At 68.7% G+C, this 25,606-nt stretch carries 12 protein-coding genes; 5 read left to right on the top strand and 7 right to left on the bottom strand.

The window, feature by feature from the left end:
- Positions 1–5: 5 nt before the first annotated feature.
- The 5 genes from IBX22_RS21800 to IBX22_RS21780 all read right to left on the bottom strand — a co-directional run bounded on the left by IBX22_RS21800 (position 6) and on the right by IBX22_RS21780 (position 19,559).
- Positions 6–893: a type IV toxin-antitoxin system AbiEi family antitoxin domain-containing protein gene (locus IBX22_RS21800; RefSeq protein WP_194817350.1), complete on the bottom strand. Its 888-nt coding sequence runs from the start codon at positions 891–893 to the stop codon at positions 6–8.
- A 231-nt stretch (positions 894–1,124) separates the two neighbouring features.
- Positions 1,125–1,397, bottom strand: coding sequence for a hypothetical protein (locus tag IBX22_RS21795; RefSeq protein WP_194817349.1), 273 nt, complete (start codon positions 1,395–1,397; stop codon positions 1,125–1,127).
- Between the two features lie 38 nt (positions 1,398–1,435).
- Positions 1,436–18,739, bottom strand: coding sequence for a hypothetical protein (locus IBX22_RS21790; RefSeq protein WP_194817348.1), 17,304 nt, complete (start codon positions 18,737–18,739; stop codon positions 1,436–1,438).
- Positions 18,740–18,753: 14 nt separating this feature from the next.
- Positions 18,754–19,254 carry a YbaB/EbfC family nucleoid-associated protein gene (locus IBX22_RS21785; protein WP_194817347.1) on the bottom strand — a complete coding sequence of 167 codons (501 nt, stop codon included), beginning with the start codon at positions 19,252–19,254 and terminating at the stop codon, positions 18,754–18,756.
- On the bottom strand, positions 19,251–19,559 hold the full coding sequence (locus IBX22_RS21780) for a hypothetical protein (protein ID WP_194817346.1): 309 nt from the start codon (positions 19,557–19,559) through the stop codon (positions 19,251–19,253). Before IBX22_RS21780 ends, IBX22_RS21785 begins: the two co-directional genes overlap by 4 nt.
- 100 nt (positions 19,560–19,659) lie before the next feature.
- Between IBX22_RS21780 and IBX22_RS21775 the strand changes: the two genes are divergently transcribed.
- The 4 genes from IBX22_RS21775 to IBX22_RS21760 all read left to right on the top strand — a co-directional run bounded on the left by IBX22_RS21775 (position 19,660) and on the right by IBX22_RS21760 (position 22,934).
- Positions 19,660–20,436 (top strand): class I SAM-dependent methyltransferase, encoded by a 777-nt coding sequence (locus IBX22_RS21775; RefSeq protein ID WP_194817345.1) that lies wholly within the window; start codon positions 19,660–19,662, stop codon positions 20,434–20,436.
- A gap of 26 nt (positions 20,437–20,462) precedes the next feature.
- Positions 20,463–20,894, top strand: a complete 432-nt coding sequence (gene dtd, locus IBX22_RS21770; protein WP_194817344.1) for a D-aminoacyl-tRNA deacylase — start codon at positions 20,463–20,465, stop codon at positions 20,892–20,894.
- A 226-nt stretch (positions 20,895–21,120) separates the two neighbouring features.
- Positions 21,121–22,668: a hypothetical protein gene (locus IBX22_RS21765; RefSeq protein WP_194817343.1), complete on the top strand. Its 1,548-nt coding sequence runs from the start codon at positions 21,121–21,123 to the stop codon at positions 22,666–22,668.
- 74 nt (positions 22,669–22,742) lie between these two features.
- Positions 22,743–22,934: a hypothetical protein gene (locus IBX22_RS21760; RefSeq protein ID WP_194817342.1), complete on the top strand. Its 192-nt coding sequence runs from the start codon at positions 22,743–22,745 to the stop codon at positions 22,932–22,934.
- Between the two features lie 152 nt (positions 22,935–23,086).
- Here the strand turns inward: IBX22_RS21760 and IBX22_RS21755 are convergent, their stop codons facing one another.
- Both IBX22_RS21755 and IBX22_RS21750 read right to left on the bottom strand, forming a co-directional pair.
- Positions 23,087–23,974: an LLM class flavin-dependent oxidoreductase gene (locus tag IBX22_RS21755; RefSeq protein WP_194817341.1), complete on the bottom strand. Its 888-nt coding sequence runs from the start codon at positions 23,972–23,974 to the stop codon at positions 23,087–23,089.
- Between the two features lie 51 nt (positions 23,975–24,025).
- On the bottom strand, positions 24,026–25,009 hold the full coding sequence (locus tag IBX22_RS21750) for a S9 family peptidase (RefSeq protein ID WP_194817340.1): 984 nt from the start codon (positions 25,007–25,009) through the stop codon (positions 24,026–24,028).
- A 49-nt stretch (positions 25,010–25,058) separates the two neighbouring features.
- Between IBX22_RS21750 and IBX22_RS21745 the strand changes: the two genes are divergently transcribed.
- Positions 25,059–25,589, top strand: a complete 531-nt coding sequence (locus tag IBX22_RS21745) for a helix-turn-helix domain-containing protein (protein ID WP_194817339.1) — start codon at positions 25,059–25,061, stop codon at positions 25,587–25,589.
- Positions 25,590–25,606: the final 17 nt, after the last annotated feature.

Below are 25,606 nucleotides of genomic sequence, written 5' to 3'. Positions count from 1 at the left end.
TTTGCCTAACGGGTCCGAGCTGCCGCCATCGCGCGGTAGATGGGGTCGGTGAAGTGGTGCGGGTGGTGGTAGACGTCGGCGCCGGTGGCGTAATAGATGCGCCAGCCTGCGGTGGCGAGGGCGTTGTGGCGGGGGAAGTCGCGGTGGGCCGCGTGCGGGCCGGAATGCCAGGCGGCGCTGTCGTATTCGAGGCCTATCTGCCAGGCGGGCCAGCCCAGGTCGAGGCGGCGCGGGCCAGTTGCGGTCCACACCCGGAACTGAGGCTGGGGGTGGGGCAGCCCCGCGTCGATGCAACGTAAGCGGGTCCGGGACTCCATGGGAGATTCCGCGCGGGCATCAGCCATCTCGATCAATTCGGCCGCTTGGCGGATACCCGGGCGGCGCCGGTGCTGTTTCGCTGCGGCGGCCAGCGCTTCCCGCGAGATGCCATGGCGCAAGGCGGCGTCCAAGACAGCCAAAGCGTCCAGCCGGCTCACTCTTCGGGCCATATCGACCGTGGTTCGGACCGGATTAGTGGTGCGAGTGCCGTGCGCGAGTTGCAGCTCCCCAGGATCCACCCGGTGGCGGTGCACGATCAGCTGACCGACACGTGACGCTTGCACTCCGAGCACATGCGTCGCCGGGTCGTCCAGCACCGAAAACCCATGTAACTCAGCAGCGGTGTTGTACGCGGCCGTCAACGACCGCACTCCCATCGACAGCCGCGCCGCCTCAACCCGCAATTGAGGTGACGGCGGGATTTCTGACTCCCGATACACCGCATGGAACACCCGCACCCACTCCCCCCGCTCCAGACGCCCCCGTAGCTCCGATCGGGTGTACTCACGCAGCACCTGCGCTGTGGTGAACACCCCGAACTGCTTGTCCCGCACTTCCTCCAGCCCTGGTCTCATACGACCACCTTCGCCGAAGGTACGACCCCACTGATTCGGCTGACCAGGGGAAATAGAAACCCTGTGGACAACCGGATTCCTGTGGACAACCCCGTGCCCACGACACCGGCCAGCGTCCGCCCATCAGTACCATGCACCCCCACCGAACGTGGAGCCGCGACTCGTTAGGCAAATGGCGGTCAACACGCCGGTGAGCGACCGCCATTTGTCTAACGGTGTTAGGGCTGCGGCCTACTGGAGGCCGTGGGATTGGAAGAGGCGGAGGCGGGCGGCTTTTCGGGCGGCGGCGTTGGTGCCGTCGAGTTGGCCGGTGAAGGCGGTGCGGGCGGTGGTGATCAGGGGGTTGGGGATGTTGGGGTAGGCGTTGGTGATGGCCCAGAGGGCGTTTTCGGTTTCGGTGTCCAGGGCGTTGTCCGAGGGGACGGCGGCGCCGGTGCGGGCGGCGGCGAGCAGGGTTTCGAAGGTGGCCCGGAGTTCGTCGGGGGTTGGATCGCTGTCACGCATGGGTGCTCCTCACTCTCGGGTCATTGTGCGGGGGTGGGTCAGGCGGTGAAGATGCGGGTGCGGCGGGCGGGGTCGGTGAGGACGTCGCGGATCAAGAGGCCGAAGTCGAGATCCGGGAGCACGGCTCGGTAGTAGACGTCGCAGACGACGGCGCCCTCCACGGTGAGAACGAAGCGGGTCGTCTGGTCGTCGGTGCGCTGCCAGTGGACACCGATCTGCTGGGTGTCCAGATCGATCACGCGCCCGCCGACGCGCAGCAGCAGGCGGCCACCGTCTCGATAGAAGACCATCGGCAGATCACCGACGTTGCCGTAGAGGCCGGACACCGCGCCGAGCCCCAGAGTGCCGTTGCGCAAGGCCCCGGTGCGCGGGTCGAATTCGGCGAACTCGCCGACACCGGCATGGGATCGCACAACAAGGCCGGTGGTGGTGCGGTTTCCCTCGTCGACCGGCGGGCGGCCGTTGCCGTAGGCGGTCATGCGCGGGAACGCGTGCGAGGACCGGGACCGGGACTGGGGCGCGGGGGCCGCCGGAGCGGGCGGGAGCGGAGGCGGGCTGACCGGAGCCGGCGGTGCCTGGGTCTGATCCGTTGGCGTGGGGGCAAAGCCGTTCGCGCCATCGCCATTCGGTGTCTGAGCTTGCGCCGAGTACATCGACGGCGCGGACGGCGAATGGTTTGCCGACCCACCCGACGTCTCGTTGCCGCCGGACGGCGGCTCCCATGCGCGCGGTGCCTCGGGTAGTACCGGCGCACCTGGCGCCGTCGGATCTCCTTGCGGCGCGGGCCAACCCGACGGGGGTGCGGGCAACGACGAATCGCCCGACGGCACAGGCCAACCCGACGGCGGCACGAACGACGACAAATCACCCGACGGCACAGGCCAACCCGGCGGCGGCACAGGCATCGACGGATGACCTTGGGGTGCGGGCCATCCCGGTGGCGGCGGGAACTCCGGAGGAGCCAAAGGTTGCGGCAGATCCGGCAGATCCGGCAGATCCGGAAGTTGCGGCAGATCCGGCATAGGCGGTCCCGGTTTCGGCGGTCCCGGTTTCGGCGGCTCCGGTTTCGGCGGCTCCGGCTTGGGCGGTTCCGGTTTCGGCGGCTCCGGTTTCGGCGGCTCCGGCTTGGGCGGCTCCGGTTTCGGCGGCTCCGGTTTCGGCGGCTCCGGTTTCGGCGGCTCCGGTTTCGGCGGCTCCGGTTTCGGCGGCTCCGGCTTGGGCGGCTCCGGTTTCGGCGGCTCCGGCTTGGGCGGCTCCGGCTTGGGCGGCTCCGGTTTCGGCGGCTCCGGTTTCGGCGGCTCCGGCTTGGGCGGCTCCGGCTTGGGCGGCTCCGGCTTGGGCGGCTCCGGTTTCGGCGGCTCCGGAGGTTTCGGGGGTACCGGAGGTTTCGGGGGTACCGGAGGTTTCGGGGGTACCGGAGGCTTTGGGGGTACCGGAGGCTTCGGGGGTACCGGAGGCTTCGGGGGTACCGGAGGCTTCGGCGGCACCGGGGGCTTCGGGGGTGGCACGGGGTACGGCTGAGCTGGGACCGCTTGATGAACCTCGATGTCGGGGGCCTCGAGGTCGTAATCCTTTGGCGGATGCGGGATGTGCGAGCGCGCGTTTCCGCTCGGGACTGGCGCACGCCGGGGCTCAGTTTCGGGATCGCCGTTGGTTTCTGGCGGTTCCTGCCCACCGGTTTCGCCGCGGCGCTCGCGCTCGGCAGTCTCGGGCACATCGCGACCGCCGTCCGGCTGGCCGGGCTCTGCGGGCTCGTCGCGGCCGGAATCCGTTTCAGGCTGTGTGGTGCCGCCTTCCGGCTCATCCGTAGAGGGATTTTCTGCCGCCTGCGGATCGGAGGGCTCGGCAGTTGACGCCAAGCGTGTCGGATCCGCAGGCGACGCAGGAGTGGTGGGCGCGAGTTCCTCGGCAACTGGCGCACTTTCGGTCGACCGCAAGGTCGAAGGCCCGCCAGTCGGTGCCGTACTCGGCAGATCAACCGGCGATGCGGGAGTCGCAGGCGCCAGTTCCTCAGCAACAGGAGCACTTTCGGTCGACCGCAAGGTCGAAGGCCCGCCAGTCGGTGCCGTACTCGGCAGATCAACCGGTGGCACGGGAGTGGTCGGCGCGCGTTCCTCAACAACAGGCACGCCTTCGGACATCTGTGGTGCGGATCGGTCGCCGGTTGGTGCGGAGCGAGATGGATCTCCAGGCAACGCAGGGGTGAGCGGCGCACGCTCATGGGCACTTTCAGGCGTCCGAGGAGTTGCCGACTCGCCGACTGGCGCAGTGCGCGGCGCAGCCACAGGCGACGTCGGAGCAAGCGGCGAAGGTTCTGGCACACTTTCGGACGTCCGCGGAGTTGCGGGCTCACCGACTGGCGCAGTGCGCGGCGGAGGCACAGACGACGTCGGAGCAAGCGGCGCAGATTCTGGCGCACTTTCAGGCGTCCGCGGAGTTGCCGACCCACCGACTGGCGCGGTGCGCGGCGGAGGCACAGACGACGTCGGAGCAAGCGGCGCAGATTCTGGCGCACTTTCAGGCGTCCGCGGAGTTGCCGACCCACCGACTGGCGCGGTTAGCGGCGAAGCCACAGGCGACGTCGGAGCGAGCGGCGCAGGCACTTGCGCACTTTCAGGTGACCGCGGAGTTGCGGGCTCGCCGACTGGCGCAGTGTGCGGCGGAGGCACAGGCGATGTCGGAGCGGGCGGCGCAGGTTCTGGCGCACTTTCAGGCGTCCGCGGAGTTGCGGGCTCATCGACTGGTGCGGTGCGCGGTGGAGCTGTGGGGGGCGGAGGTGCGGGTTGCTGGTGGTGGGTGGTCGGCTGGTTGGGGGCTCGGGTGAAGCGTTCTGTGATGCGTTGGCGCAGAGGCTTTTTGGTTGGTTCGGGGGTGGGGTCGGGGGTTGGGGTTTCGGGGGTGGGGATGGTGCGGTTGCGGGCGGCGGTGAGGAAGTCGGGGTCGAAGGTGATGGTGTCGAGGTCGATGGTGGGGGGTGGGTCGAGGTAGGGGCGTTTGGTGGTGTTGCGGGCTTCCTCGAGGAGGAGGCGGTGCAGGACCTGGGCGGGTTCGGAGGCGTTGGGGCCGTTGCGTTCTACGTCGAGGAAGGCGTCGCCGAGGGCTTCGGCGGGGTCGAAGTGGCCGTTCTCGTCGAAGCTGTAACCGCTGAGTTGGCGAACCCATGTGCGGAATTCGGCGGGATCGACGTGGGGGCGGGTGGCCGCGTAGTGCTCGCGCAAGGCGTCCATGGCGCGGTGCTGGGCGTAGCGCTGGCCGGCCAGGTCGAGGGCGTGGCCGAGTTCGTGGACGATGGCGGAGTAGACGACGCGGTCCGCGCCGTTGGGCCAATAGCCGTCGCGCAGCGCCCTTTCGGCGAACTCGGCGCGGGCGGTGGGGTCCGTGGCGTAACGCTGGTTGAAAGTGATCCAGCGGGTGTTCAGGTAGAAGCCGCGGCCGCGAGCTCGGGGGCTGGTCGGGAAGGCGACGCCGGGGGTGGTCTCGCCGAGGATCCGGGCGTCGACGCGCGGGCCGCGCAACGGGCCGAAAGCGAAGTTCTCCATTTCGATTTCGTGGTACTTCGAGAGCTTCTCGTCCAGTGCGCGGGCCGCTTCGCGGGCGGTATCGATGTCGATACCGTCGAGGTCGAAACCGTCGAAGTCGAAACCGTAGCGTTCGCGGAGTCTCCGGGCGATCTCGGCGCGGTCGTCGATGCGGGACCATTCGTCGTCGAAGCGAGACGCCGACTGGTCCGGAACCTGTTGAGCGAGAGGTTCTTCCACACGGGCCGGCTCGGTTGCCGCCGCGTCCTCCGAGCCCGGCCGCCGCGTAGCCGACTCCGGCGCGACACTTTCACGGATCGGGTCGCCCACCCGGGTTGCGTCCGGAGCCGGATTCCGCACCGCCGGTCCGGAATCCGATGATCCGGTTGCACGCTGCGGCTGCTTGACCGGGTCGGTGGTGACCGCTGGCCGCACGGACGTGACAGGCGATTCGCCGGCGGGGCGCGGACTGGTGGTGCCGTCCCCGGGCCCCTCCCCCGGAACGACCGTCGCACGGACATACCAATATCCACCGTTGCCGCGGTCTTGGACACTGTCGACGCGGAAGGTCAGCCCGCGAGCCAGGAGCAGGCCGGGAATGCTGGACTGTCTGGGCGACAAGCCGGTCAAGAACAGCGCGGGTGTGCCGGCCGGGACCGTCAACTCGAGATGGAATGGCAGACCCTGCATCGCGGGGATCTGCCCGAGCACGACCTGCGGGAACTCCGGCAGACGATGGGTGATGCCAGTTTGGTCGACAGTCGGGTCCAAGCGATTCCGTTCGCCGCCATAGGACACCACCACCGTCTCCGGTAGTGGATGCCGCGCCAAGACCTCGTCGAGGATCGCGGCGATCCGTGCCACCTGTGGCGGCAGGTCACCCCCAGCCTGCAGAGCATCGCTGACCATGGTGACGAAGTCGACGTCGGAATCGGCCGCCGAAGCGAAATGCGCCAGCACCTCCCGCTCTTCTGCCCCGAGCCCAGCAATCACCTCGTCCCAAGCCCGGCCGAACTCCAGCCGATCGGTGAAGTCGAAAACGTTGCGTTCATCCAGGAATCGAACCCGCGGCGAATCGTTCGCGCCAACGGCATTCCCCTCCGGAGCCGCCTGATCCACAGCACCCGGACGCAGAACCGGCTGAGTCGCAAAACCATCCCGCGACACCGCAGACGGCAACTGGACCATCGGATCGCCGACACCCGAAGAGCGCGGAACCGGCTGAGTCACAACCTCATCCGGCGACACGGCAGGTGGCAACCCCACCGTCGAATCACCACCACCCGAAGGACGCGAAAGCGGCTGGGTGGCGACGTCGTCCGGAGACGCCGCAGGCGGCAACTCGACCGTCGGATCACCAACACCCGAAGGACGCGGAACCGGCTGAGTCACAACGTCGCCCGGCGACGCCGCAGGCGGCAACTCGACCGTCGGATCACCAACACCCGAAGGACGCGGAACCGGCTGAGTCACAACGTCGCCCGGCGACGCCGCAGGCGGCAACCCGACCGGCGGATCACCAACACCCGAAGGACGCGGAACCGGCTGAGTCACAACGTCATCCGGAGACGGCAACTCGACCGTCGGATCGCCCACACCCGGAGGACGCGGAACCGGCTGGGTGGCGACGTCGTCCGGCGACGCCGCAGGCGGCAACTCGATCGTCGGATCACTAACACCCGAGGGGCGCGGAAGCGGTTGAGTTGCAATGTTGTCCGGCGACGTCGGCAGTTCGAGGGTCGGGTCGGGGCGTGGGAGGGGCTGGGTCGCGGTGTGGTCCGGGGATTCTGGTTCCGGGGCGCGGTTGGCCGGGCCTTGGGGGTTGGGCGGGAGTTGGGGGCGGGGGCGCGGGCCTGGGGGGAGGGAGTCCGGGTCGTCGGGGTCGACTTCGGGGCGTGGGGGTAGGGGGGTGTCGGGGCCGAAGGGGGTGGGGGCGTATTTGATGCCCTTGCGCCAGCCGGTTAGTGGGGGGCGGACGGCGTCCCAGTCGAAGCCGATGCGGATCGCGTACTGGTTGGCGTCGCGCCAGGCGGTGGCGAAGGGGTGGGCGCGGAGGAAGTTGGTTTCGGCGAGGGCGTCCTGAAGGAGGAGGATGTCGGCGGGCAGGATGTTGTCGCCGCCGGCGATGAGGCGGTTCCAGGCTTCGGCGACATCGGCGACCGGATCCAGGGTCAGGTAGCGCGGGGCGCTGTCACGGGGATCGATGCGCAGGTGCTCGGCGCGCATCAGGTGGTTCTTGATTCGCTCGATTTCTTCGCGGCTGAACGCCCGGTTGGCGTTGTCGAGGCGTTCGGCGACGGCGCGGGCGATGTCGCCGCGGTTGGGGCGCAGCGAGGTCAAGGCGTCGGCGATGTCGTTGACCAGCCGGGATGCGTCGCCGGGCCGTTCGTGGTGCAGGTGGCCGGTGATGGCGTCGATGGCGCCGCTGAGGTCGGGCCCGGGATCGGTGGGGCTGCGGTGTGTCTTCTCGGAGAGGCCCTCGCGATGGCTGTCGAGAATGTTCGCGATCACGTCGACGAGGACCGCGGCCCGCACCGCACGCGCCGCACCCTGCGCCAGCGGGTGGTCGTCGAGGTTGCGGTGAATGGTGTCGATGTCGCTGTCGTCACCGATGAAACGGTTGTATTCGCCGTCGGCCCACTCCTGCACCTCGCGCCATGCGGCCTGCTCTTCCCGCTGCCGCTGCTGGTACAGCTCGCCCAGTTCACCGTTGTCGGGCGTCCGAGTGGGCAGGTTGTATTCCTGCGCCATCGGCTGCACGTCGCGGATCGGCGGCCGGAACCACGGATGCTTTTTGAACCCGGGCGCGATCCGGCCCGGGTGCTGCTTGTCGTTGAACCAGGTGAAGCCGGACAGTTTCGCCGGTTCCAGGGTCAGCCGCAGAATGTGGTACAGCAGGTCGTTGAACGGCAGGGCGTAGGTTTCCATGCCGTTGCCGAGCGGGTCGCCACCGGGGATGGCGGGGAGGAACGCCTCGTTGACGCCAGGCCCGTTGTCGATGAACGGATCCGTGATGGCGCCCACAACGGGGGCCATACCCCACCCGCTGACACCCTCTGGAAGGACGCGTTCCTCGTACTCCTTCGGCACGGTCGGGCCACCGCGGTCACCGTTTCCGGGGCGCGAATCGATGGTGCGCACCTGGCCCGTTCCGTCGTGCCAGTGCACCAGATCCATCGGCGGACGCCCGGCGATCCCGGGGAAATGCACGAATCTGCGCTGCGGTCCACCCATCTGCTCGGCGCGCACCGGCGCGTCCCGTTCGGCCACGATCCAGCGATACTCGATGCGGGTCTCTCGCCGCGTCATAGCCTGCGCGACAGCGGGATTCGCGCGGATCGCGGCGGCCAGCGCGGCATCGTGATCGACCCGAGGATGGCCGTGCGGACCGATCGGCGCGACCACGATGATGCGGGGGCTCGCACCGTCGATGAGCCCGACCCGCGGATGCGCCGAATCGCCGGTGAGGATCGGGCGCGCCCCGGCCTCGCGCAGCAGATCGCGACCCGCACCCGCCAATTCGGCCATCTGACCCTGGATTCGATGGACGCCCTGTTCGGCCGCGTTCACCCGGGTCGCGGCTTCGTGCAGCAAGCCGATATTGCGGGCGTGTTCGTCGACTTCGCCGGCGCGGACGGTCCGGTTCGCCACCTCTTGCAGCGTGGAGTCCAAATCGCCTGGACCGAGCAGCCTTTCGTCGACCTGCAGCCGGTTCGCGAGATCGGTGCGCATCAGCCGCCAGGGTTTGGCTTCGAGCACGGCCCGGGCACGGTCCTGCGCCAGCTGGTCCAGTTCGGCTTGAACCTGTTGCGACAATTCCGGTTCCGCGACACCCACCCGCCCGAGCGCCGCGATCTGGCGATCGATGTCGGTCAGCGCGGAATCCGCGTCGATGAACCGCTGCGCGGCATCCTGCAGGTTGAAGATCTGTTCGCGGCGTCGCGCTATCTCATCCGGGCCCACCAATTCCGTTGCCCGAGTGGCGCTTTCCTCGCCGATACCGCCGATGTCGCGGGTGCGCACGATTCCGTTGTCCAGCGCCTGCAGCGTGGTGGCGAGGTTCGCATCGTTCAGCGCGTCGTTCGGATTGCGCACCGGCAGCGGGATATCGCTGAACCGGGAGAATCGGTCGTTCCGCTTGGCGCGCCAGAATTCGCGCTCGGCGGCAAGTTGCGCGCGCCTGCGCAGCAGGTCCTGGTAGACGGCTTCCGGCGTACCCGCGAGTTCCTGCTCGGCGATCTCCGCGTCGAGGCGTGCGACCTCGGCTTCGGCGGCGTCGAAGCGTTCGGTCGCGCGTGTCAGGGCTGCGGCTTCCGGGCCGTCGGGCAGCGCCGCGGCGAGCAGTTCGGCTGCGGCACGGCGGATGTCGCGCAGTTCCTCGCGCAGGGCGACCGCTTCGCCCCGCTCGGCGCGCAGGCGTTCCAGTTCCGCGCGCGCCTCGGGCGTGAGGTCCTCCGACCGGACCGCGGGAACGGCATTGTCCGCACCCTCGGCTTCCGGATCCGGCCGCGCCGCCGCACCGGTATCGCCCGGATCGGAGCCCGACGGCTTCGGCTTCGGCGCAGGCGGTGTCGCATCCCCATCGTCGTCCGGCTCACCGAGCGCCCGCTCCAACTCCGCGAACTTGCGCTCGTGCTCAGCCATCGCCGCATCGAACTGGCGCATACGGGCATCGAGATCGCCGTCCGGCTGCGGACCCTCGAGCGACTCCTGCAGCTCCTGGAATCGCCGCTGATGCTCGGCCAGGTCCGCGTCGAACTGCCGCAACCGGGCCTCGAAGTCGCCGGAATCCCGTGCTGTCCTGGACAATTCCGCGAGCCGGCGCTGATGATCGGCCATCGCCGCATCGAACTGCCGCAGCCGCTCTTCGAACGCACGCTGCCGCTGCGAATCCGAAGTCTCCTCGGCTCGCGCCTGAACTTCATCGAGTGCCCGCTGCGCCGCTTCGACCTGCTGTCGTACCGCGTTCATAGCCTCGTTGAAGCCCCGCTCGGTCTGCTGCCGCAGGGCCTCGAAGTCCGCGGCCGCCTGCGGATCCCGCAAGCCGACGCCCGGTTCCCCCGGCATAGCGTCATCCAGTTCCGCCATCCGGCGTTCCTGCTCGGACAGCGACTCCTCGAGTTGCCGCATGCGCCGGTCGAAATCGGTGTCCTGGGATTGCCGCGCCTCGTCGGCCCGGCGCTGAACCGCATCCAGCGCCTCCTGCGCCCGTGCTGCGGCGCGCTGACGCATGGCTTCGAAGGTCGCGTCGGGGCCGGGCCGCCGTCCTTCCGGACCGAAGTCGGTGTGGAGGTGGGTGATTCGGCCGTCGTCGGTGTAGGCGATCTCGATGTGGCGGACGAGGACCTCGGGGCGGGCCAGCAGCGGGCGTAGTTGCGGGTAGTCGGCGGCGAGCTGGGTACGGACGTCGCCCGGGGCGTTCCAGCCGACCACGACGATGCGCGGCGGGTCGCCGGAGACGACGCCGACCGTGTTGTCGATGCGGACGGCGCCTTCCTCGGCCAGTGCTTCGCGTTCCATCGCCTGGGCGACGGCTCCGTCGAGCACTTCGACTTCGGATTCGGCCCGGTTGAACCGAATGGCGGCGTCCCGCAGGGCGGCGATACGCGCTGCCTGGTCGGGCATTTCGTTCGTCAGACGCCGGATCGTTCCGGCCAAAGCGTCATCGGTCAGGTCGCCTTCGCGGACCGGGAGACCGGCTATCGCTGCAGCGCGAGCGGTCCTCGCCGCATCCAATTCCCGGACAGCCGCGGCATTTTCCGTGGCAAGTCGGTTCGTGACCCGACGCGCCAGGTCCGGGTCGGGGCGATCGCCGGGGCCGTCCGGTTCGGGCGTGGGCACCGGCGGGTCAACGGGCGGCTTTTTCGCCCCGCCAGCGCCACCGGCCACCGGTTCCGTCCGAGCCGCGCCACCGGAACCCGGTTTGTCGGGTTCGGGCCGCACCGCGGCGGCCGGCGGTGCATCCGGCGGATTCTGCGGCCGGGTCGCCGCCAGCTCGGCCTCCAGACGGGTCACCTCGGCCTGAGCGTCGGTGTACCGCTTGGCTGCCGCGCCGAGGTCCGCCGCGGCCTCGTCGCCTGGGTCCTGCCGGAAACGGGAGGTCGCGGCATCCAGCGCCGTGCGAGCCGCATCCCGCTGGGCTACCGCGGCGTCCCGTTCGGCCAGCAGCTGGGCGATCCGGGCCGGGCGCTGCGCGTCGGCTTCGAGTTGGTCGGCGCGGCGGTTCAGTTCCGCGAGCTGGTCGAGATCGTCGGAACGCTGCTGGGTTTCGGCCCGGAGCTCGGCCTGTACCTCGGCCAGCTGGTCCGGAGTGAGACGTTCCTTCTGATCGATCTTGCCGTCGCGATAGACCTCGTAGACCTTCGCCCACCGCTCGGCCTTCTTGGCCGCCTCCTCGGGAGTATCGCCGGGCCGGACCGGGTCGGGCAGCTCGACGCCGACGGTGCGGGTGAAGTCGGGGTTGGCGCGGGGTTCCGGGGCCGGTCCGGTGTGCTGGCCGAGAATGCCGAAACGGTCCAGGATGTCGGCGCCGTCGATGGCGTCGGTGAGGATGTCGAGGTCGCCGACGACATCGAGCAGGTGCGCGATCGCCTTGTCGTGCACCGGGAATTCGATATCGGTGACGCGCGGGTCGACGGCTTGGTCGCCGCGGCTGACCGGGTCGAAACGGTCCAGGCCGTTGATGGTGCGGTAGTACTCGGCGAGAGCGTTGATCAGGTTCGCGCGCTCGCTCTCCTTGCCCGCGAGCTTGGAGATCGCCTTGTGCAGCCGCTTCGGGTCCAGGCCGGAAGTGTCCGGCAGGTACTTCTTTTCGGCGTTCTTGTAGTTCCGGGGGTACAGGTCCTTCGGGAACCGGCCCCGGCGGGTGCCGACACCGAGGCGTTCGGCCAGCCGATCCCGGGCCGCGTCGACGAGCGCGGAATCGTTGCCACGCAACAGTTTCGCGTAATCGACGAGGTCCTCGACCGCCTGATGCCGGCGCGCCGTGCCCAGGCCCGGATCGACCAGGGCGCGCGCCATCCGCTCGGGCGTCAGCTGATCCGGATGCATCCCGAGACGGTGCGCCAGCTGCGAACGGGCGTCGTCGTGGGCATGGAAATCGTCGATGTCCCAGGCCGTGCGGCCGTAGTCGATGATGGCTTCGATCTGGGCGGCGCGGATCGCGTTCTCGGCGCGCAGCTGTTCCATCCGCTGGGCGAGCGCGTCGGGATTGTCGAGCTCGTCCTCCGGAATGCCCAGGCGGCGTGCGAGTTCCTGCCGTGCGGCTTCTACTTCGCTGCGGGACAGGCCTTCCGGAAGTTGGCCCGGGCGCTGGCTGACATCCCCGGTCGGGGTGTCGAACACCGGACGCCAGGGGCTGTCACCTTCGCGCATCACCGTCACATCCAGCGTGCGACCGTCGACATCTTGCCGGATGTGCTGCACCGCAATGGGTTCACTGTCGAGCAGCCGGATGGTCCCGTCCAGCTCGACGTGTGCGACTCGGTGCACCACATCGACCAAACCGTCGTTCACTGCCTGCGCGAGATCGGGATGATCCCGCAGCGCGTCCGCCAAAACCCGTTCGTGGTCCAGGTTTCCGTCGTAGACGAGCAGCCTGGGCTTCTGACCGGCCTCGCCCGGCAGGATCCCGATGCCGTCCACATCGGGTAGCAGGAACCCGTTGTCGGATTCGATGGACGCGCGCAGCCCCAGATCAGCCAGCTTGCCGGTGATTTCGGCGACCTTGTCGTCCGCACGCAGGAAGTTCCGCAGCTGCTGCTGAACATCCGCGAGCCCCTGTGCGTGCGTGCGGATCTGGTCGATCACCTCGGCGAGCGCATGCCGGGGATGGGCGTCGAGCGTCGCGAGATCCACCCCGAGCAACTGTGCCCAGACGGCCCGCTCGTCCCGGATCTGGTCGCGCCGCAACGCATTCTCGAAGTAGCTCGGGTTGCCTTCGTCGCGACCCGGCTGATCGGTGTACCCGAGATCGCCCCAGTCCCGGCCCGGTTCGCCGCCGTTGTTGACGCCCTCCCATTCCAGCATGGTGGCGGGACGGTCGTTGGCGCGAATCACCTCGCGCAGGAAACGGGTCATCGGGTCGGCGTCGAAGAAGCTGACCTGGTCGATGTACGGAATGCGCCGGTTCTCGGCGTCGTAGCGGGCGGCGGCCTCGGCGAGCCCCGCAAGCGCGCCGATGCGGCGGGCCTGCTGATACCGCAGCGTTTCGAACGCCTGCCGCGCGGTCTCCGACGTCACCTCGGGGCCCAGTTCGCCGCCCAGGGCGCGGACCGCGGCGATCAGGTCCGCGCCGAGGTCGGTGCGGTGGTTCGCCGCGTCGGCCAGATCGCGGGACAGCTCACCGAACAGACCGGTGGCATTCGGATTCGGCTGGTGCCGAACCGGTTCCGGCGCGGGGGCTTCCGGTGCCTTCGGCGGCTGCTCGGCCTCGGCCTGGCGGCGCAGGTCATCGAGGTCGACGCCGAGTTCGCGGCGCACCAGATCCGGATCGGCCTCGTCCAGCCAGGGCCGGTACTCCTCGCCGTTGCGGGTGCGCGCCGGCGGCGGATCGCCCGCCTGATCCGGGATGCGGCTGGTCAGCTTCTTCAGGAACGGGATGAGTTCCCGCTTCTGCCACATCGTCACACCCTCTTTGAGGATGCGAGCCGGGTTGAATTTCGTCTGCAGCACATCGCCGTCCGGCGTGCTTTTGACCACGGGCAGGTTCGCTTCATGGGCGATCACCGATTGCCCGGCACCGTCGAAGCCCGAGCCCGACCCGTATTTCGGTGTGTGCGCGGTGAATCCGTCGCGCAACTGGGTCCACAGGCGCCGCAACAGGTTCGGGCGGCGGTCCGGGGTGGCGGGCGGCTCGGCGGTGGCCAGCTCCGGACTGCGCTCGGGCGCAGCGGCTTCCGGTGGCTCGACCCGCCAGCTGCCTGCGCCGTCGTCGACCAGCCGGACCGGAACCTGCTCGCCGTCGACTTCCACGGTGTGCGGCCGGGATTTCGGATCACGATTTTCGCGCGTGGGATCGGGGGTTCCGGCACCATCGGGATCCGGCGGTTCGGCGGCCGCGGGTGGCGGCTCGTTCGGCGGCTTCTTGGCTCCCCCACCGGCATTCGGATCCGGTGTGGGCTCCTCGGAATCGCCGAGCCGGTCCGGCCGGTCGCGTCCCGCCTGATCACCCCGAGTGGCCCGCTCGGCCGCTTCGGTCAACAGCTTGTGCATGATCTTCGCGGGCTCGCTGGCGTTGTCGCCGTTGAGCTCCACGTCGAAGAATGCTTCCGGCAGCGCCTCTTTCGCGTTCAACATGCCGTCGCCGTCGAAGCTGTAGCCGCTGAGCTGGCGCAGCCAGGTCTCGTAGCCGTCGATGGTGGCGGGCGAATGGTTGGCCATGTAGTGCCGCAGCAACGCGTCCTCGACCGTCCCGTGCACGGACCGACCGCCCGCGTAGTCGACGGCGTGGCCGAATTCGTGCAGGAACGCACCGTAGCCCGGACGGGCCAGGATGCTGGGATGGAAGCGTCCCTGATCCACTCGCAACTGCAACCGTTCCCGGAAGTGCGACAGATCCGAGGCGAAGCGGTAGTTGAGTGTGATCGACTCGGTGTGGATCTTCCCGGTGGTGCGATCGGTGCGCGGTTGGGCTTGGGCGAACGCGCCGCCGTCCAGCGGCCCGATACCGACGCCGCGCAGATCGACGTGCGGATAGGCGGCGCGCTGTTCAGCGACCGCGCGCGCGAAATCGCGCACGGTGTCCGGGTCGAGATTCGGCAGGTCGAAGCCGAACACCTGCAGCCCGGTCACTTCCTTCAGCCGGGCGCCGACCTCCGCCGGCGTCAGGTTCGACCACTCGTCGTCGACCGGCGTGACATGGCGATCCGGCTCGGCGGCGGGCTCGGGCCGAGGCCCGACCTCATCGCCCAACCGTTCCGGTGTTTCCGTCGGCCGCCGCTCCTCCTCGCCGATACGTGCTTCGTCCTCATCGTGCGTGCGGTCGCCGAAGCGCACGGGAGTGTCGGCGCCGGCCGGGTGCACCGGGTTGCCCGCGGCGTCGAAGAGGATGGCGTAGGGGCGCTTCACCTCGCGCGGCAGCGTCGGCGGGAAACCCTGCACCCGATCGGCGCCCGGATCGCGCACCACGATGCCGCCGTTTTCGTGCACCAGCACGTACGCGTGTGCACCGACGCCGTATTCGTCACGCGCACCGGCATATTCGTCGACCACGAGTGCGGAGGACCCCTCCGGCATGGACAGCAGCTGCCGCGCGATCGCCTCGTGATCCCCGAACGAACGCAGCTGTCCGCCGGCTGCGGCCTGCACCTCGGCCGCCGTCATACCGTCCAGACCGACCGGAGCATCCGGCGGACGGATCACCGTGCTCCCGGTCATCCGCTGAATCAGCCGCAACGCGAGTTCGGCACAGCGACCCCGATTGGCCGCCGGGATACCGTCCGGGCCGTCGGAAGCGGGCGGTTGATCGCCATCACCCGGATCGCGGGTCGGCGCCCGTTCCGGACCGTTGGCATCAGGCCGAGCCGAACTGCGCAGATGCTGCTGTCCCCCTCCAGGATCAGCAGGCGGCGGCGCGACCAACAGCCCTTCCGGCGGCACCTCCGCACCATCCCGCCTGGTCCGCGGCGCATCGACATCCGCCTGCCGAACCGGCCCGGAATCCGGCGCCCACGGCCGATGCGGAGCCTGCGGATCCCGCGCCGCCGGACTCGGAACCCGATCCGCCGCCGGACGGGTCGGCCCGTCACCCCGATCCGGCCGGACGCTCGGATCGGCGCCATTCCGCTGCGGCGCTCCAGTATCCGGACGTGCCTGTGCCGATACCCCATCCGGTTCTGCCCGCGGCGCTGCAGCTGGCTGCTCGCTGCGGGGCTGAATGGGACGGGATTCGGCAGCCTTCGGATCCGGCCGGACGCTCGGATCGGCGCCATTCCGTTGTGGCACCGCAGTATCCGGTTGACCCCGATCCGGGCGAATGCCATTGGAGTCAGCAGATCGCGCAGCTTCCGGCGACTGCTCGCCACGCAACGGTGTCGGGCGGGGCTCGGCGGAACTCCGATCCGGCCGAGCGGTCGGATCAGCGGTATTCCGCTGCGGAGCAGTGGAATCAGTGCCAGCGCGGCCTGGATTGTTCGCGTCCGGATCGTCGGGTCGCAAGGCAGATGGCTGCTCACGACGAGGTGCGTCCGGTCGAATCTCAGTGCTGCTGCGGTCGGGTCGGCCGTTCGAGTCCGTGTCATCTCGCTGCGGCGTGGCGCTATCCGGGCGAGCTGGGGTCGAGTCCGTGTCATCCCGCTTCGGCGTACCGCTATCCGGGCGAAGTGGGGTCGCGTCAGCGGTCGAGACGGTGGGCTGGCGGTCGCCCTGGAGCCCATCGGGTCGGGGCGCTGCATCGGCGGAGCGCTCTGCCCGCGGGCCCGCGTCACCGTCGGGTTGCCATGGGCGGGTCCCCGATTCCGCTGCGCGGGTGCGCGGTTCGGTGTTGCGCTGAGGGGCGTTGTCGGTGCGGGGCTCGGCGCTCGGACGAGTTTCCGGCGCGGCCGTGCGGACCTCGGGACTTCCGGCGCGGGGTTCGGAGGACTTCGGTGCCGAATCCGACTGTGGTCGTGTTGTTTCGGCGTTGGCCGGGGACTCGGTGCGGGGGCGCGCTTCGCCGGTGAGCGGGGCATTGCTGCGGGGTGCTGGGCGAGGATCGGTACGTGACTCGCCACCGGGGCGGGTGTCGGATGCCGGGGCGGGGTTGTTCTGGGCGGGGCCGGTCGCTGCGGGCGAATCCTGGTGCAGCGCAGAAGTACCTGGATCGGCGGCGCGAATACCGTTGGCGGGCGCTGCATCGGGTGTGGCGGCGTCAACTCGCGGGGCGGATTCCGGTCCCAGCGATCTGGGTTGCGACGTTTCGCCTGCGGCGGGTGTGCGGTGCTCGGCAGCCGGGTCGTTGCTCGTATCCGATTGCTGCGGGCTGGTTTCCAGGCGCTGGTTCGGGTTGCTCGCCGCTGGGTCGGTAGCCGGATCCGATTGCTCCGCAGTGGGTTCCGCTTGCGGCGGGGGCGCGGTGTCCGGCTCGCTGGCGTCGATGCCGAGCTGCGGGGTCTCCGCGGCGGCGGGGTGCGTCGGGTTGCTGCTGTCCGCGGGCCCGTTAGTTGTGTTATCGGCTTGGGGCTGTACGGCTGCGGTTTCCGGTGGCCCGGTTCGCGTGCTGGGATCGGTGTCCGCCGCGTCCTCGACCTCTGGGCGGGTTTGAGCGCTGCCGTCGCCAGGCGAAGACGTGTCGCCGTGCTGATTCGATTCGAGATCCGTAGCAGGTGAATCCGGCGGCGCTACAGCCTGTTCCGGCGTAGCGGGGGTATCGGCGGTCGTTTCGGTTTCGCCGGTGGCGGGCTGGTTGGCCGCCTCGGGTGCGGGTCCGGCTTGCGGGCCCGCCTCAGGCGTTCCGGCCGGAGCCTGGCCTGGATCGGTCGGCGCGGCCCCCGCACGACTGTCCCCCGGGTCGGTGCCGACGGGATCCGTGGTGTCGATGTTCGGCGGTTCCGTTCCAGCGCCGGGCGTGGGATCGCCTTCCTGCAACGGGTTGTCGTCGCGGGTGCGGGTCGGCTCCGCTGCCCCGGCCTGCGGCCGGGCTCCTGTACGGTCGGCCACGCCGGTGCTGTTGTTGCTGGACGGCGCTCGACTGCTCGATGAATTATCCCCTGCGGCAGGAGCATTCGGCGACGCGGCCGGGCCGGCGCCGCCATACCCGTTGGCCGGCGCATTCGCCGGACCGGTGTTGTTCGGCCCCTGGTACCCGATCCGCGGCCCCGCGGGCGCGTACAAATCCGGATTCCGGTTCTGCCAGCTCCGGTCCGCCAGTGAGCGGCTCACCCCCGACAGCGCGCCATTGGTAGCGCCCGCGCTGAGCATGCGCCAGTCGAACTGCTCGGTGGCGTTCTTCTTGGTCTGCTCCCAGGCCTTGTCCCAGTTCCAGGACCCGTCGTCCTGGTGCGCGGCCTGCACCATCTGGTATCCGAGGCTGCCGCCGAAGCCGGCGACGCCGCCCACCAAACCCGCGGTGCTGCCGGTGATCGCCGCGTTCACAGTGGGGTTGAACATCGGGGTGTCCCGGCCGCCGCGCGGGGTGTTCAGGAACTTCCCGAGCTTGTCGCCGATCGGGCTGGCGACGGCCGCGCCGACCGCGGAGCTGACCGCGGTCATCTTGACCTGGTTCCAGTCGATCGCTTTCCGGTGGCCCGCATCCACCTGGTAGGCCTGGATGCCGAGGTCCTGCCCGGTGCCGATGACGGTGTCGATAGCGACGTGCCGGATCAGGAAGTTGGCCAGCTTCTTGCTGATCAGCTTCCCGGCCAGCTGCACGATCTTGTTCATCACCCGCTGCGCGAGCATCCGGATGGCGATCCGGGTGAAGCCCATGGCGACGGCGGTGGCCGCGGGCGCGGTGGGCGGGAAGATCCAGAAGATAGCGATCTCGGCAGCCAGGAGGGCCAGCGAGGTGATCACCATCAGCTTGGCGTATTCGATCTCCATGCCCAGGCCGTCGGCGCTTTCGGCAATGGTCTCGAAGTCCTTGGCCAGCTTCTCCAGCGACTGCTCCCCGTCGCGATAGAGCTGGAGGTCCGCGATCATGCCCTGGCGGGCTTCGCCCTCCGGATACGCGGCGTTGACCGCGGCGACGGCATCGTCGATGTCGGCGAGGACCTGGCGCAGGTCCGACGCGGCGGCACGCCAATCGTCGGCCACACCCCAGACACCGTCCTCGTCGCCCTCGGGGTACTCCGATCCGGCTACCGCTTCCAGCAGCCACATCAGGGCACCGGGGACCTCAACACCCATCGGTCGTTACCGGCTCACCAGCTGGTATCGGTTAATCCGGGACCGCGGTCCGGCGCGTAGGCCTCGACGTTGCTGAATTCCATCGCCGCGCTGCCGGTCTCGTCGTCCGCGTCGGCACCCGGCGGCACCATGGTGACCGGCGGCGCGACCGGCGCCGGTGGCTTGATCTCGGCGAACCCCTCGAGCAAATCGGTCAGCTTGGGCAGCCGGGCCTGCCGCTCCTGCACCGGCGCCATCAGCTCCAGCCCGAGCTTGTTCACCTCGGTGACGGCCTGCTGCGCGGCCTCGGTGACCGCCTTGGCGATGTCGTTGAGGGAGGCGTCCTCGGCGTGCGGCCCGAACCTGGTGTCGATCACCGTGCCGTTCGCGTTCACGGTGACCGTCGCGAGCTTCCGCACGGTCGCGCTCGCGGTCAATTGCGCACGCGCCTGCTGGATTTCGGCGATCGCCCGGAACTGCTCCTGGACTTCCTCCAGCACGTTCGCGAGGTCGGCCTTGGCGTACTCGTTGGTCATGACCAGGTCAGACCGTCGCGGTTCGCCTGATCCTGTTTCTTCATGGTGTCGGCCGTCTTGACCTGCCCCAGCATGAAGTTGTTGAAGCTGGTGGAGGCGTTGGTGATGTTGGTGGTCGCGTTGGCGCGCGAGGTCTCGTAGTTGCCGTAGAACTGGGTGCCGAATTTGTCCTGGCCCCAGGGCTTACCGCGCGCGGCCAGCATGCTGTCGAGATTCTTCAGCACACCGTCGAGGCGGTCCCGCACGTTCGACGTTTTCGTCTGGGCGGCTTTGCGCAACAAATCCGGATCATTCTCGACCGTCATAGCTGCCGACGATGACAGCCCATAGCAACTCGTCAGTAGCGTTAAGTTGAACTAAAGATGTTGTGGCAGTGACGTACAGCCGTACCGCTACGGTGGGAGCATGGCCGGTTTCGATGATCTCCCGACCGACGACCAGGCACTCCGGGCGTTGCGTGCCAGCTCTTTCGGGGCACATGCGGCTGCCTACGCCGAGCACCGTCCGGACTATCCGCTAGCCGGAATCCGTTGGGCGCTCGGCGATGTCGAACGCCAGACGGTGCTGGATCTCGGGGCGGGCACCGGCAAACTGACCGAGGGCCTGCTGGCGGCGGGCGCATCGGTGATCGCCGTCGAACCCGACGCGGAGATGCGTGCCGAGTTCATCCAGAGGTTTCCCCGAGTTGTCGCCTATCCTGGTGCGGCGGAATCAATTCCACTCCGCGACGGCTCGGTGGACGCGGTCGTCGCCGGGCAGGCGTTCCACTGGTTCGATCCGGAGGCCGCATTCCCCGAGATCGCCCGGGTGCTGCGCCCGGGCGGGGTATTCGCCGCCTTCTGGAACGATGACGACCGCAGCGTCGGCTGGGTCGCGGGCCTGCACCGCGTCGCACGTTCGGCTGCCACTCTCCCGGGAATCCGGAACCTCGAAACGATCCCCAGCCATCCACAGTTCACCGATTTCGAGCGAGCCGATTTCCCGCATACCTATCGCCGCACCGCCGAATCCCTCACCGCCACCATCGGCACCCACTCGCATACCTTGGTCGTCACCCCGGAGCAGCGCGCCCACGTCCTCGGCGCCATCGCCGACTACCTGCACAGCACCCCCGAAACCGCCGCCGGCGAATTCGACTTCCCCATCGTCACCACGATCATTCGCGCCACCGTCCGCCCTTGATCCTGGCAGGTGGAAGGATCAGGCCCATGCGAGTACTGGTGCAGCGGGTCACCTCGGCGCGAGTGACAGTGGACGGCGAAACCGTGGGCGAGATCAGCCCGAATCCGCAAGGCCTGGTCGCCCTCGTCGGCGTCACCCACGCCGATACCGAGGCCACCGCGAAAACGCTGGCGGACAAGCTCTGGCGGCTGCGCATCCTCGACGACGAGCGCTCCGCCGCCGATGTCGACGCGCCGATCCTGGTGGTGAGCCAGTTCACCCTCTACGCCAATACCGCCAAGGGCAGGCGCCCGTCCTGGAACGCCGCCGCCCCCGGCGCGGTCGCCGAACCGCTCGTCGACACCTTCACCCAGGCCTTACGCGATCTCGGCGCGACCACCGCCACCGGCAAGTTCGGCGCCCACATGCACATCGAGCTGAGCAACGACGGCCCGGTCACACTGCTCCTGGAAGCCTGACCTGCTACAACGCCCCCGCTACCGAGCGCAGTGCGGAACAGACGGGCGAATGTTAACTCCAAACTTGCTGGAGCGCCGTGGGATCGGGCTCGCCAACCCGCCGGAATACCCGATCGCCTCCGCATTGTCCTGGGCGTAGACCCCCGATTTGTGGCAGACTCACCCGCACACGAATGCGGCCGATCGACGACCGTATGTGGCAGGTGATGCGGGAGTTGGGTTCGCGATGACGTTGAGTTCCATCGAACCGGGCACAGCCAACGATGTGGGGACGCTCGAACGCCGGGTGGCCGCCGATCGCAGCGTGGCACGAGACCGGACAGCGGAATCCGAACTGCGATTGTCGGCCTCCCTGGTCGAGCTAGCCAAGGCGATGCTCGCGACCAAGACCGACAAGAATGCCCGCCGCGACCGCACCATCGAGGCGCTGTCCCCGTCCCAGGAAGCGGTCGGTTTGCGGCTGCACTGGTTCGCCAACGGGAACGTCTCCGCCCGGTCTGCCGGTGAATTGCAGGAAGCGCTGCGGGTTTTCGAACAGGTCACCCGCGCGACCAGCCGCCGCGAACTGGCCACCAGCACGATCAAGAGCGCGTGCGCGGTGTATCTCAACGCCGCGCAGACGGATTCGTATGTCGCGGGCATGTGCGCCGACTGCCTCGGCAAGTGCGGAGTCTGGCTGGGCCGCCTCGACCAAGAGGCCGCCGTCGCCGCCACCGAAGAGGCCGCGCGCATCAGAAGCGAACTGGCAACGTCGAATCCGGAGCTGGCGGGCAAGTACCTGCAGAGCCTGAGCACACTGCTACGCACCCTCATGGTCGGCCGCTCCCGCAAGCAGGCACTGTCCATGTACCGCGAACGGTATGCGGCGTTCACCTCCACGGGCATGGCAATCCGGCTGCGCGCCTGCGGAATCCGCGATCTGGATCTCACGCCGAAGTCCTACAACGCCCTGCTGGAACTGGAGTGCCGCACCCTGGAGCAGGCCGGGCGGCTCACCCAGCAGCAGATCCTGCGCAAGACCTCCGGGGACCTGTCCACCGTCGAGGAGATCAACTGGCGGCTGGCGCTGGTCGGCTTGCGCCCCATGGCTCCGGGTGAGGATCCGGATCCGCCGTCGGCGCCCGTGGAAATCGGCCCGACCTTCGGCGCGCTCGGTGTCCGCTGCCCCGACCGCGACGCCATCGCACAGATCCGCGCCGCCATCGTCGCGGCCTACGCGGCCGACGACATCCAGCTGGTGGACAGCGCCACCTACCTCAACGCCGACGAAAAAGACTGGCGGATAGCAGATCCCGAGTTCAACACCGCGCGCACCCTCGGCGACGACGTAGTGCTGATCGAGATGTCCTACGGCGGCTGGGTCACCGTCATGAGCATGAACTGGGAGCTCACCCCGATCGGCAAAAACCCACTGGCCCTGCATCTTTCCACAAAGTGGCCGGTGCTCAGCGTGACCGCGACGGCGAACTCCTCCTACGAGCTATGCCGTTACGAGCACGGCAAGCCCACCCAGTACGCCGCCCTCGGCCTGCCCGCGGGCCCCGCCTCGGCGCTCGATGAACCGTTGGGCCCCTTGGATTTCGGCGTCCTCGCCGCGTACGGCGCGAACGGTGCGACCGAGACGAAGCTGCGCTCCGCCTTCGGCAATACGCACTCCTTCGCCAACCTGACCTACCTCCCCGCCGGCGGCATTCGCCAGGTCCGCAAAACCATGCCGCTGATCGATCACGACCACGTGCTGTTCTTCCGCAGGGCCGCCCAGCCCGAACAGTGACTGTCCGGTCGGTCAATTCGTGCGATTGGGACCGGCAGCGGCGGGTATTAGCCCGGTAACCATAGGAGGTTGCCATGTTGGCCTTTGCCGCTGCCGCCGCATTCGCGATTGCACTGCTGCTCGATCTCGTCGATGAAACCATCGGCTCCGTCACCGACCACACGCTGATCACCCTCGGCCTGCTACTCGCCGCCCTGCATCTGGCCGGCGTCGGCTCCGGCGCGCGCACCGGCGGCGGTCGTTCCTGGCGCCGTCGCCGGGTCTAGCAAACCCGCAACTGCGCAGCGCTCCAACTGAATTCGAGTAGTTCCCTACTCACGCGGCCACCCCCGCCCCGGACATACGGTCGGTGCATCGTAAAGGTTCACCGACCGAGTCCAGGAGGTTTCAAACCCACTGCACGACCCGACAACTCAGGTCAGGCGCAGAGGGCGCGGGTGTAAGGAACGACGTCACCGATCCAGCGTCGCAGCTGGGTATCGTCGGCTGTTTCCGGCCAGTACACGAATGTGTCGAAGCCGGTCTCGACGGCGAGATCGGCCAGAATGCGGGCCCAGCCCGCGGCGTCGGTGCGAATCGGTTCCTCGCCGCGCAGCGTCACCGGACCCGGGGCTTCGGAGATGTGCCCCACCAGCTGCGCCATTCGGGCAACGGCGCCCGGATCCCGCCCCGCGTCAACGGCTGCCGCGGAGATAAGGTGTTGCGCCCCTTCCCATTTCTCGTAGGGCAGGTAGTGCGGGATCGGCGCGGCCCAGCCGTCGGCGATGCGGCCGGTCAAAGCGTTGGCCTTCGGCCCGACACTGCCGAACCAGATCCCGACCGAATGTGCGGGAGCCGGCCCAGACTGCACACCGTGCACAGCGTAGTAGTCGCCAGGAACCTCAGCCTTGGCACCGGGTTTCCACATCGCCCGAATCACGGCGGTGGCCTCCTCGAGCGCCTGCAGCGCTTCGGGATTCGATCGTCGAGGCCCACCCATCGCCGCGATCGCGGGCCAGTACGCGCCCGCGCCCAGCGCCAGCTCGAATCGTCCGTTGCTGAGCAAATCCAAAGTGGCAGCTTGCTTTCCGAGCATCGTCGCCCCGCGCATCGGCAAGCTCGCCACATCCGGGAACACTCGTAGCCCGGAGGTCTCGGCGAGCACTGTCGCGATCACCGCGAAGGTATCGGCCAACGGCCCGGAATAGGGATGGTCCTGCATCCCGAGCAGATCCAGCCCTTCGCGATCAGCGAATCGAGCCATCTCCCGAATCCGCTGCAGTTCCTCCGCCACCGGCGCCAACTGAATCCCGAAACGAAGCTCCATCCCCAAGATCATTGCAGGACATGGGGACTTCGGGGCAATCGGACGACGTAATCAATGGTTCCGCACCGTTGTCAGCCAGTCGGCGACATCCGCGATCACCGCCGGGTCCAGGTGCTGAGGGCGCAGGTAGTCCGCCCCAAGCGACGGTCCGGAACCCGGGAAGAACATGTGGTCGTCGGCATCGTAGATCCGAATGGTCACCTCCGCGCGATCCGCCAGACCCGCCTGCCAGCCGGACAGGTCATCGGCCACCGTCACCTGGTAGTCGCGCCCGCCCTGAGCGATGAACATCGGCTTATCCAACGCCGCCGCGGTCGCCACCGGATCGTAGGAGCGCAGGTCCAGCCAATAGGACCCGGGCGCACCGAACGGCAGATCGCTCCGCGGCGTCGAGAGCGAAAGTTCCGGACTGTCCACCAGTTTCGCCTGTTCGATGGCGTCATCGATGGACGGCAATCCCTCGAGAGACTCCGGATCGTTGTCGGCTAGATGCCGGAGCACCCGCACGATGGACCATTGCAGCGGGTGGGTGTCGCCGGCCAGGATCACCAGCCCGGCCACCGCCGGGTCGGCCGCCGCGACCCGGGGCGCCATCTTCCCGCCCATGCTGTGCCCGAGCACGAAGATGCGCTCCGTGTCCACGCTCGGCAGCCGACGCAGTGCCTCGATCGCCGAGATCGCGTGCGGCACATACTCATCCGCTGGGGTGCAGTCGGCGCCCCAGAACGACTCGGCCTGGGTGTGGGTGACCTTGTCGAAGCGCAGCACCGCGATCCCGCGGCTGGCCAGTCCCCATGCGAGGTCCTTCAAGACCTTGTTCGGGCCGACCGTCGCATCGCGATCGAACGGCCCGCCGCCGGCCAGCAGCACCACCGCCGGATGCGGGCCCGCGCCGCGCGGCACAGTCACCGTCCCCGGGACCGCGAACTCACCGTCTCCGAGTGTCACCGGCCGCTCGTCGAAAGCGGTGGGGTCGATGTACTCGGCGGGCTGCCATGCGATCGTGGGCGTTTCCATCATGTCCTCCAACGGCATCGATTATTCTCAACTTTGAGAAAGGTATCAGAGATGAGAACATCAGGGAATGGACACAGTGGAATTGCTCGCACATCCGGTACGGCTGCGAATCGTGCACGCCATGTCGGGCGGGCAGTCCATGACGACCGCACAACTCTGCGTCCGCCTCCCTGACGTTTCCAAGGCCACCGTCTACCGCCACGTCGAAATCCTCAGCACCGGCGGAATTTTGGAGGTCGCCGAGGAACAGCGCATCCGCGGCGCGGTGGAACGCACCTACCGGCTCCGCCGCGAACGCGCGATCATCGATGCCGAGCGCGCGGCCGCCGCCACCCCGGCGGAACACCGCCGCATCTTCGCCGCCGCCATGGCCACGCTGCTGGCCGAGTTCAACGCCTACCTCGACACCGAAAAAGCCGATCCCACAGCCGATCTCGTCGGATACCGGCAACATGCCGTGTGGCTGAGTCCGGACGAGGTGGCCGCCCTGATCGAAGACCTTCGCGCCGCTATCGTGCCCCGCCTGACCAACGAGCCCACCATGGAACGCGCGCCATACCTGTTGAGCCCCATCCTCTTTCCGACGGTCCGCCCCTGAAAAACAACGCACCTCCG

Origin of the sequence: Nocardia sp. XZ_19_385 (genome assembly GCF_015355755.1) — a bacterium.
In the GTDB taxonomy this organism is placed as follows: Bacteria; Actinomycetota; Actinomycetes; order Mycobacteriales; family Mycobacteriaceae; genus Nocardia.
The sequence above is the reverse complement of the archived record's forward strand: the minus strand, read 5'-3'. Positions and strand labels throughout refer to the sequence as shown.

Bases quoted from the DNA above. Each gene is read 5' to 3' on its own strand.
- IBX22_RS21745 (WP_194817339.1), top strand. From the start codon at position 25,059: ATGGACACAGTGGAATTGCTCGCACATCCGGTACGGCTGCGAATCGTG.
- dtd (WP_194817344.1), top strand. From the start codon at position 20,463: ATGCGAGTACTGGTGCAGCGGGTCACCTCGGCGCGAGTGACAGTGGAC.
- IBX22_RS21760 (WP_194817342.1), top strand. From the start codon at position 22,743: ATGTTGGCCTTTGCCGCTGCCGCCGCATTCGCGATTGCACTGCTGCTC.
- IBX22_RS21790 (WP_194817348.1), bottom strand. From the start codon at position 18,739: ATGGGTGTTGAGGTCCCCGGTGCCCTGATGTGGCTGCTGGAAGCGGTA.
- IBX22_RS21795 (WP_194817349.1), bottom strand. From the start codon at position 1,397: ATGCGTGACAGCGATCCAACCCCCGACGAACTCCGGGCCACCTTCGAA.
- IBX22_RS21780 (WP_194817346.1), bottom strand. From the start codon at position 19,559: ATGACGGTCGAGAATGATCCGGATTTGTTGCGCAAAGCCGCCCAGACG.
- IBX22_RS21775 (WP_194817345.1), top strand. From the start codon at position 19,660: ATGGCCGGTTTCGATGATCTCCCGACCGACGACCAGGCACTCCGGGCG.
- IBX22_RS21800 (WP_194817350.1), bottom strand. From the start codon at position 893: ATGAGACCAGGGCTGGAGGAAGTGCGGGACAAGCAGTTCGGGGTGTTC.
- IBX22_RS21750 (WP_194817340.1), bottom strand. From the start codon at position 25,009: ATGCCGTTGGAGGACATGATGGAAACGCCCACGATCGCATGGCAGCCC.
- IBX22_RS21755 (WP_194817341.1), bottom strand. From the start codon at position 23,974: ATGGAGCTTCGTTTCGGGATTCAGTTGGCGCCGGTGGCGGAGGAACTG.
- IBX22_RS21765 (WP_194817343.1), top strand. From the start codon at position 21,121: ATGACGTTGAGTTCCATCGAACCGGGCACAGCCAACGATGTGGGGACG.
- IBX22_RS21785 (WP_194817347.1), bottom strand. From the start codon at position 19,254: ATGACCAACGAGTACGCCAAGGCCGACCTCGCGAACGTGCTGGAGGAA.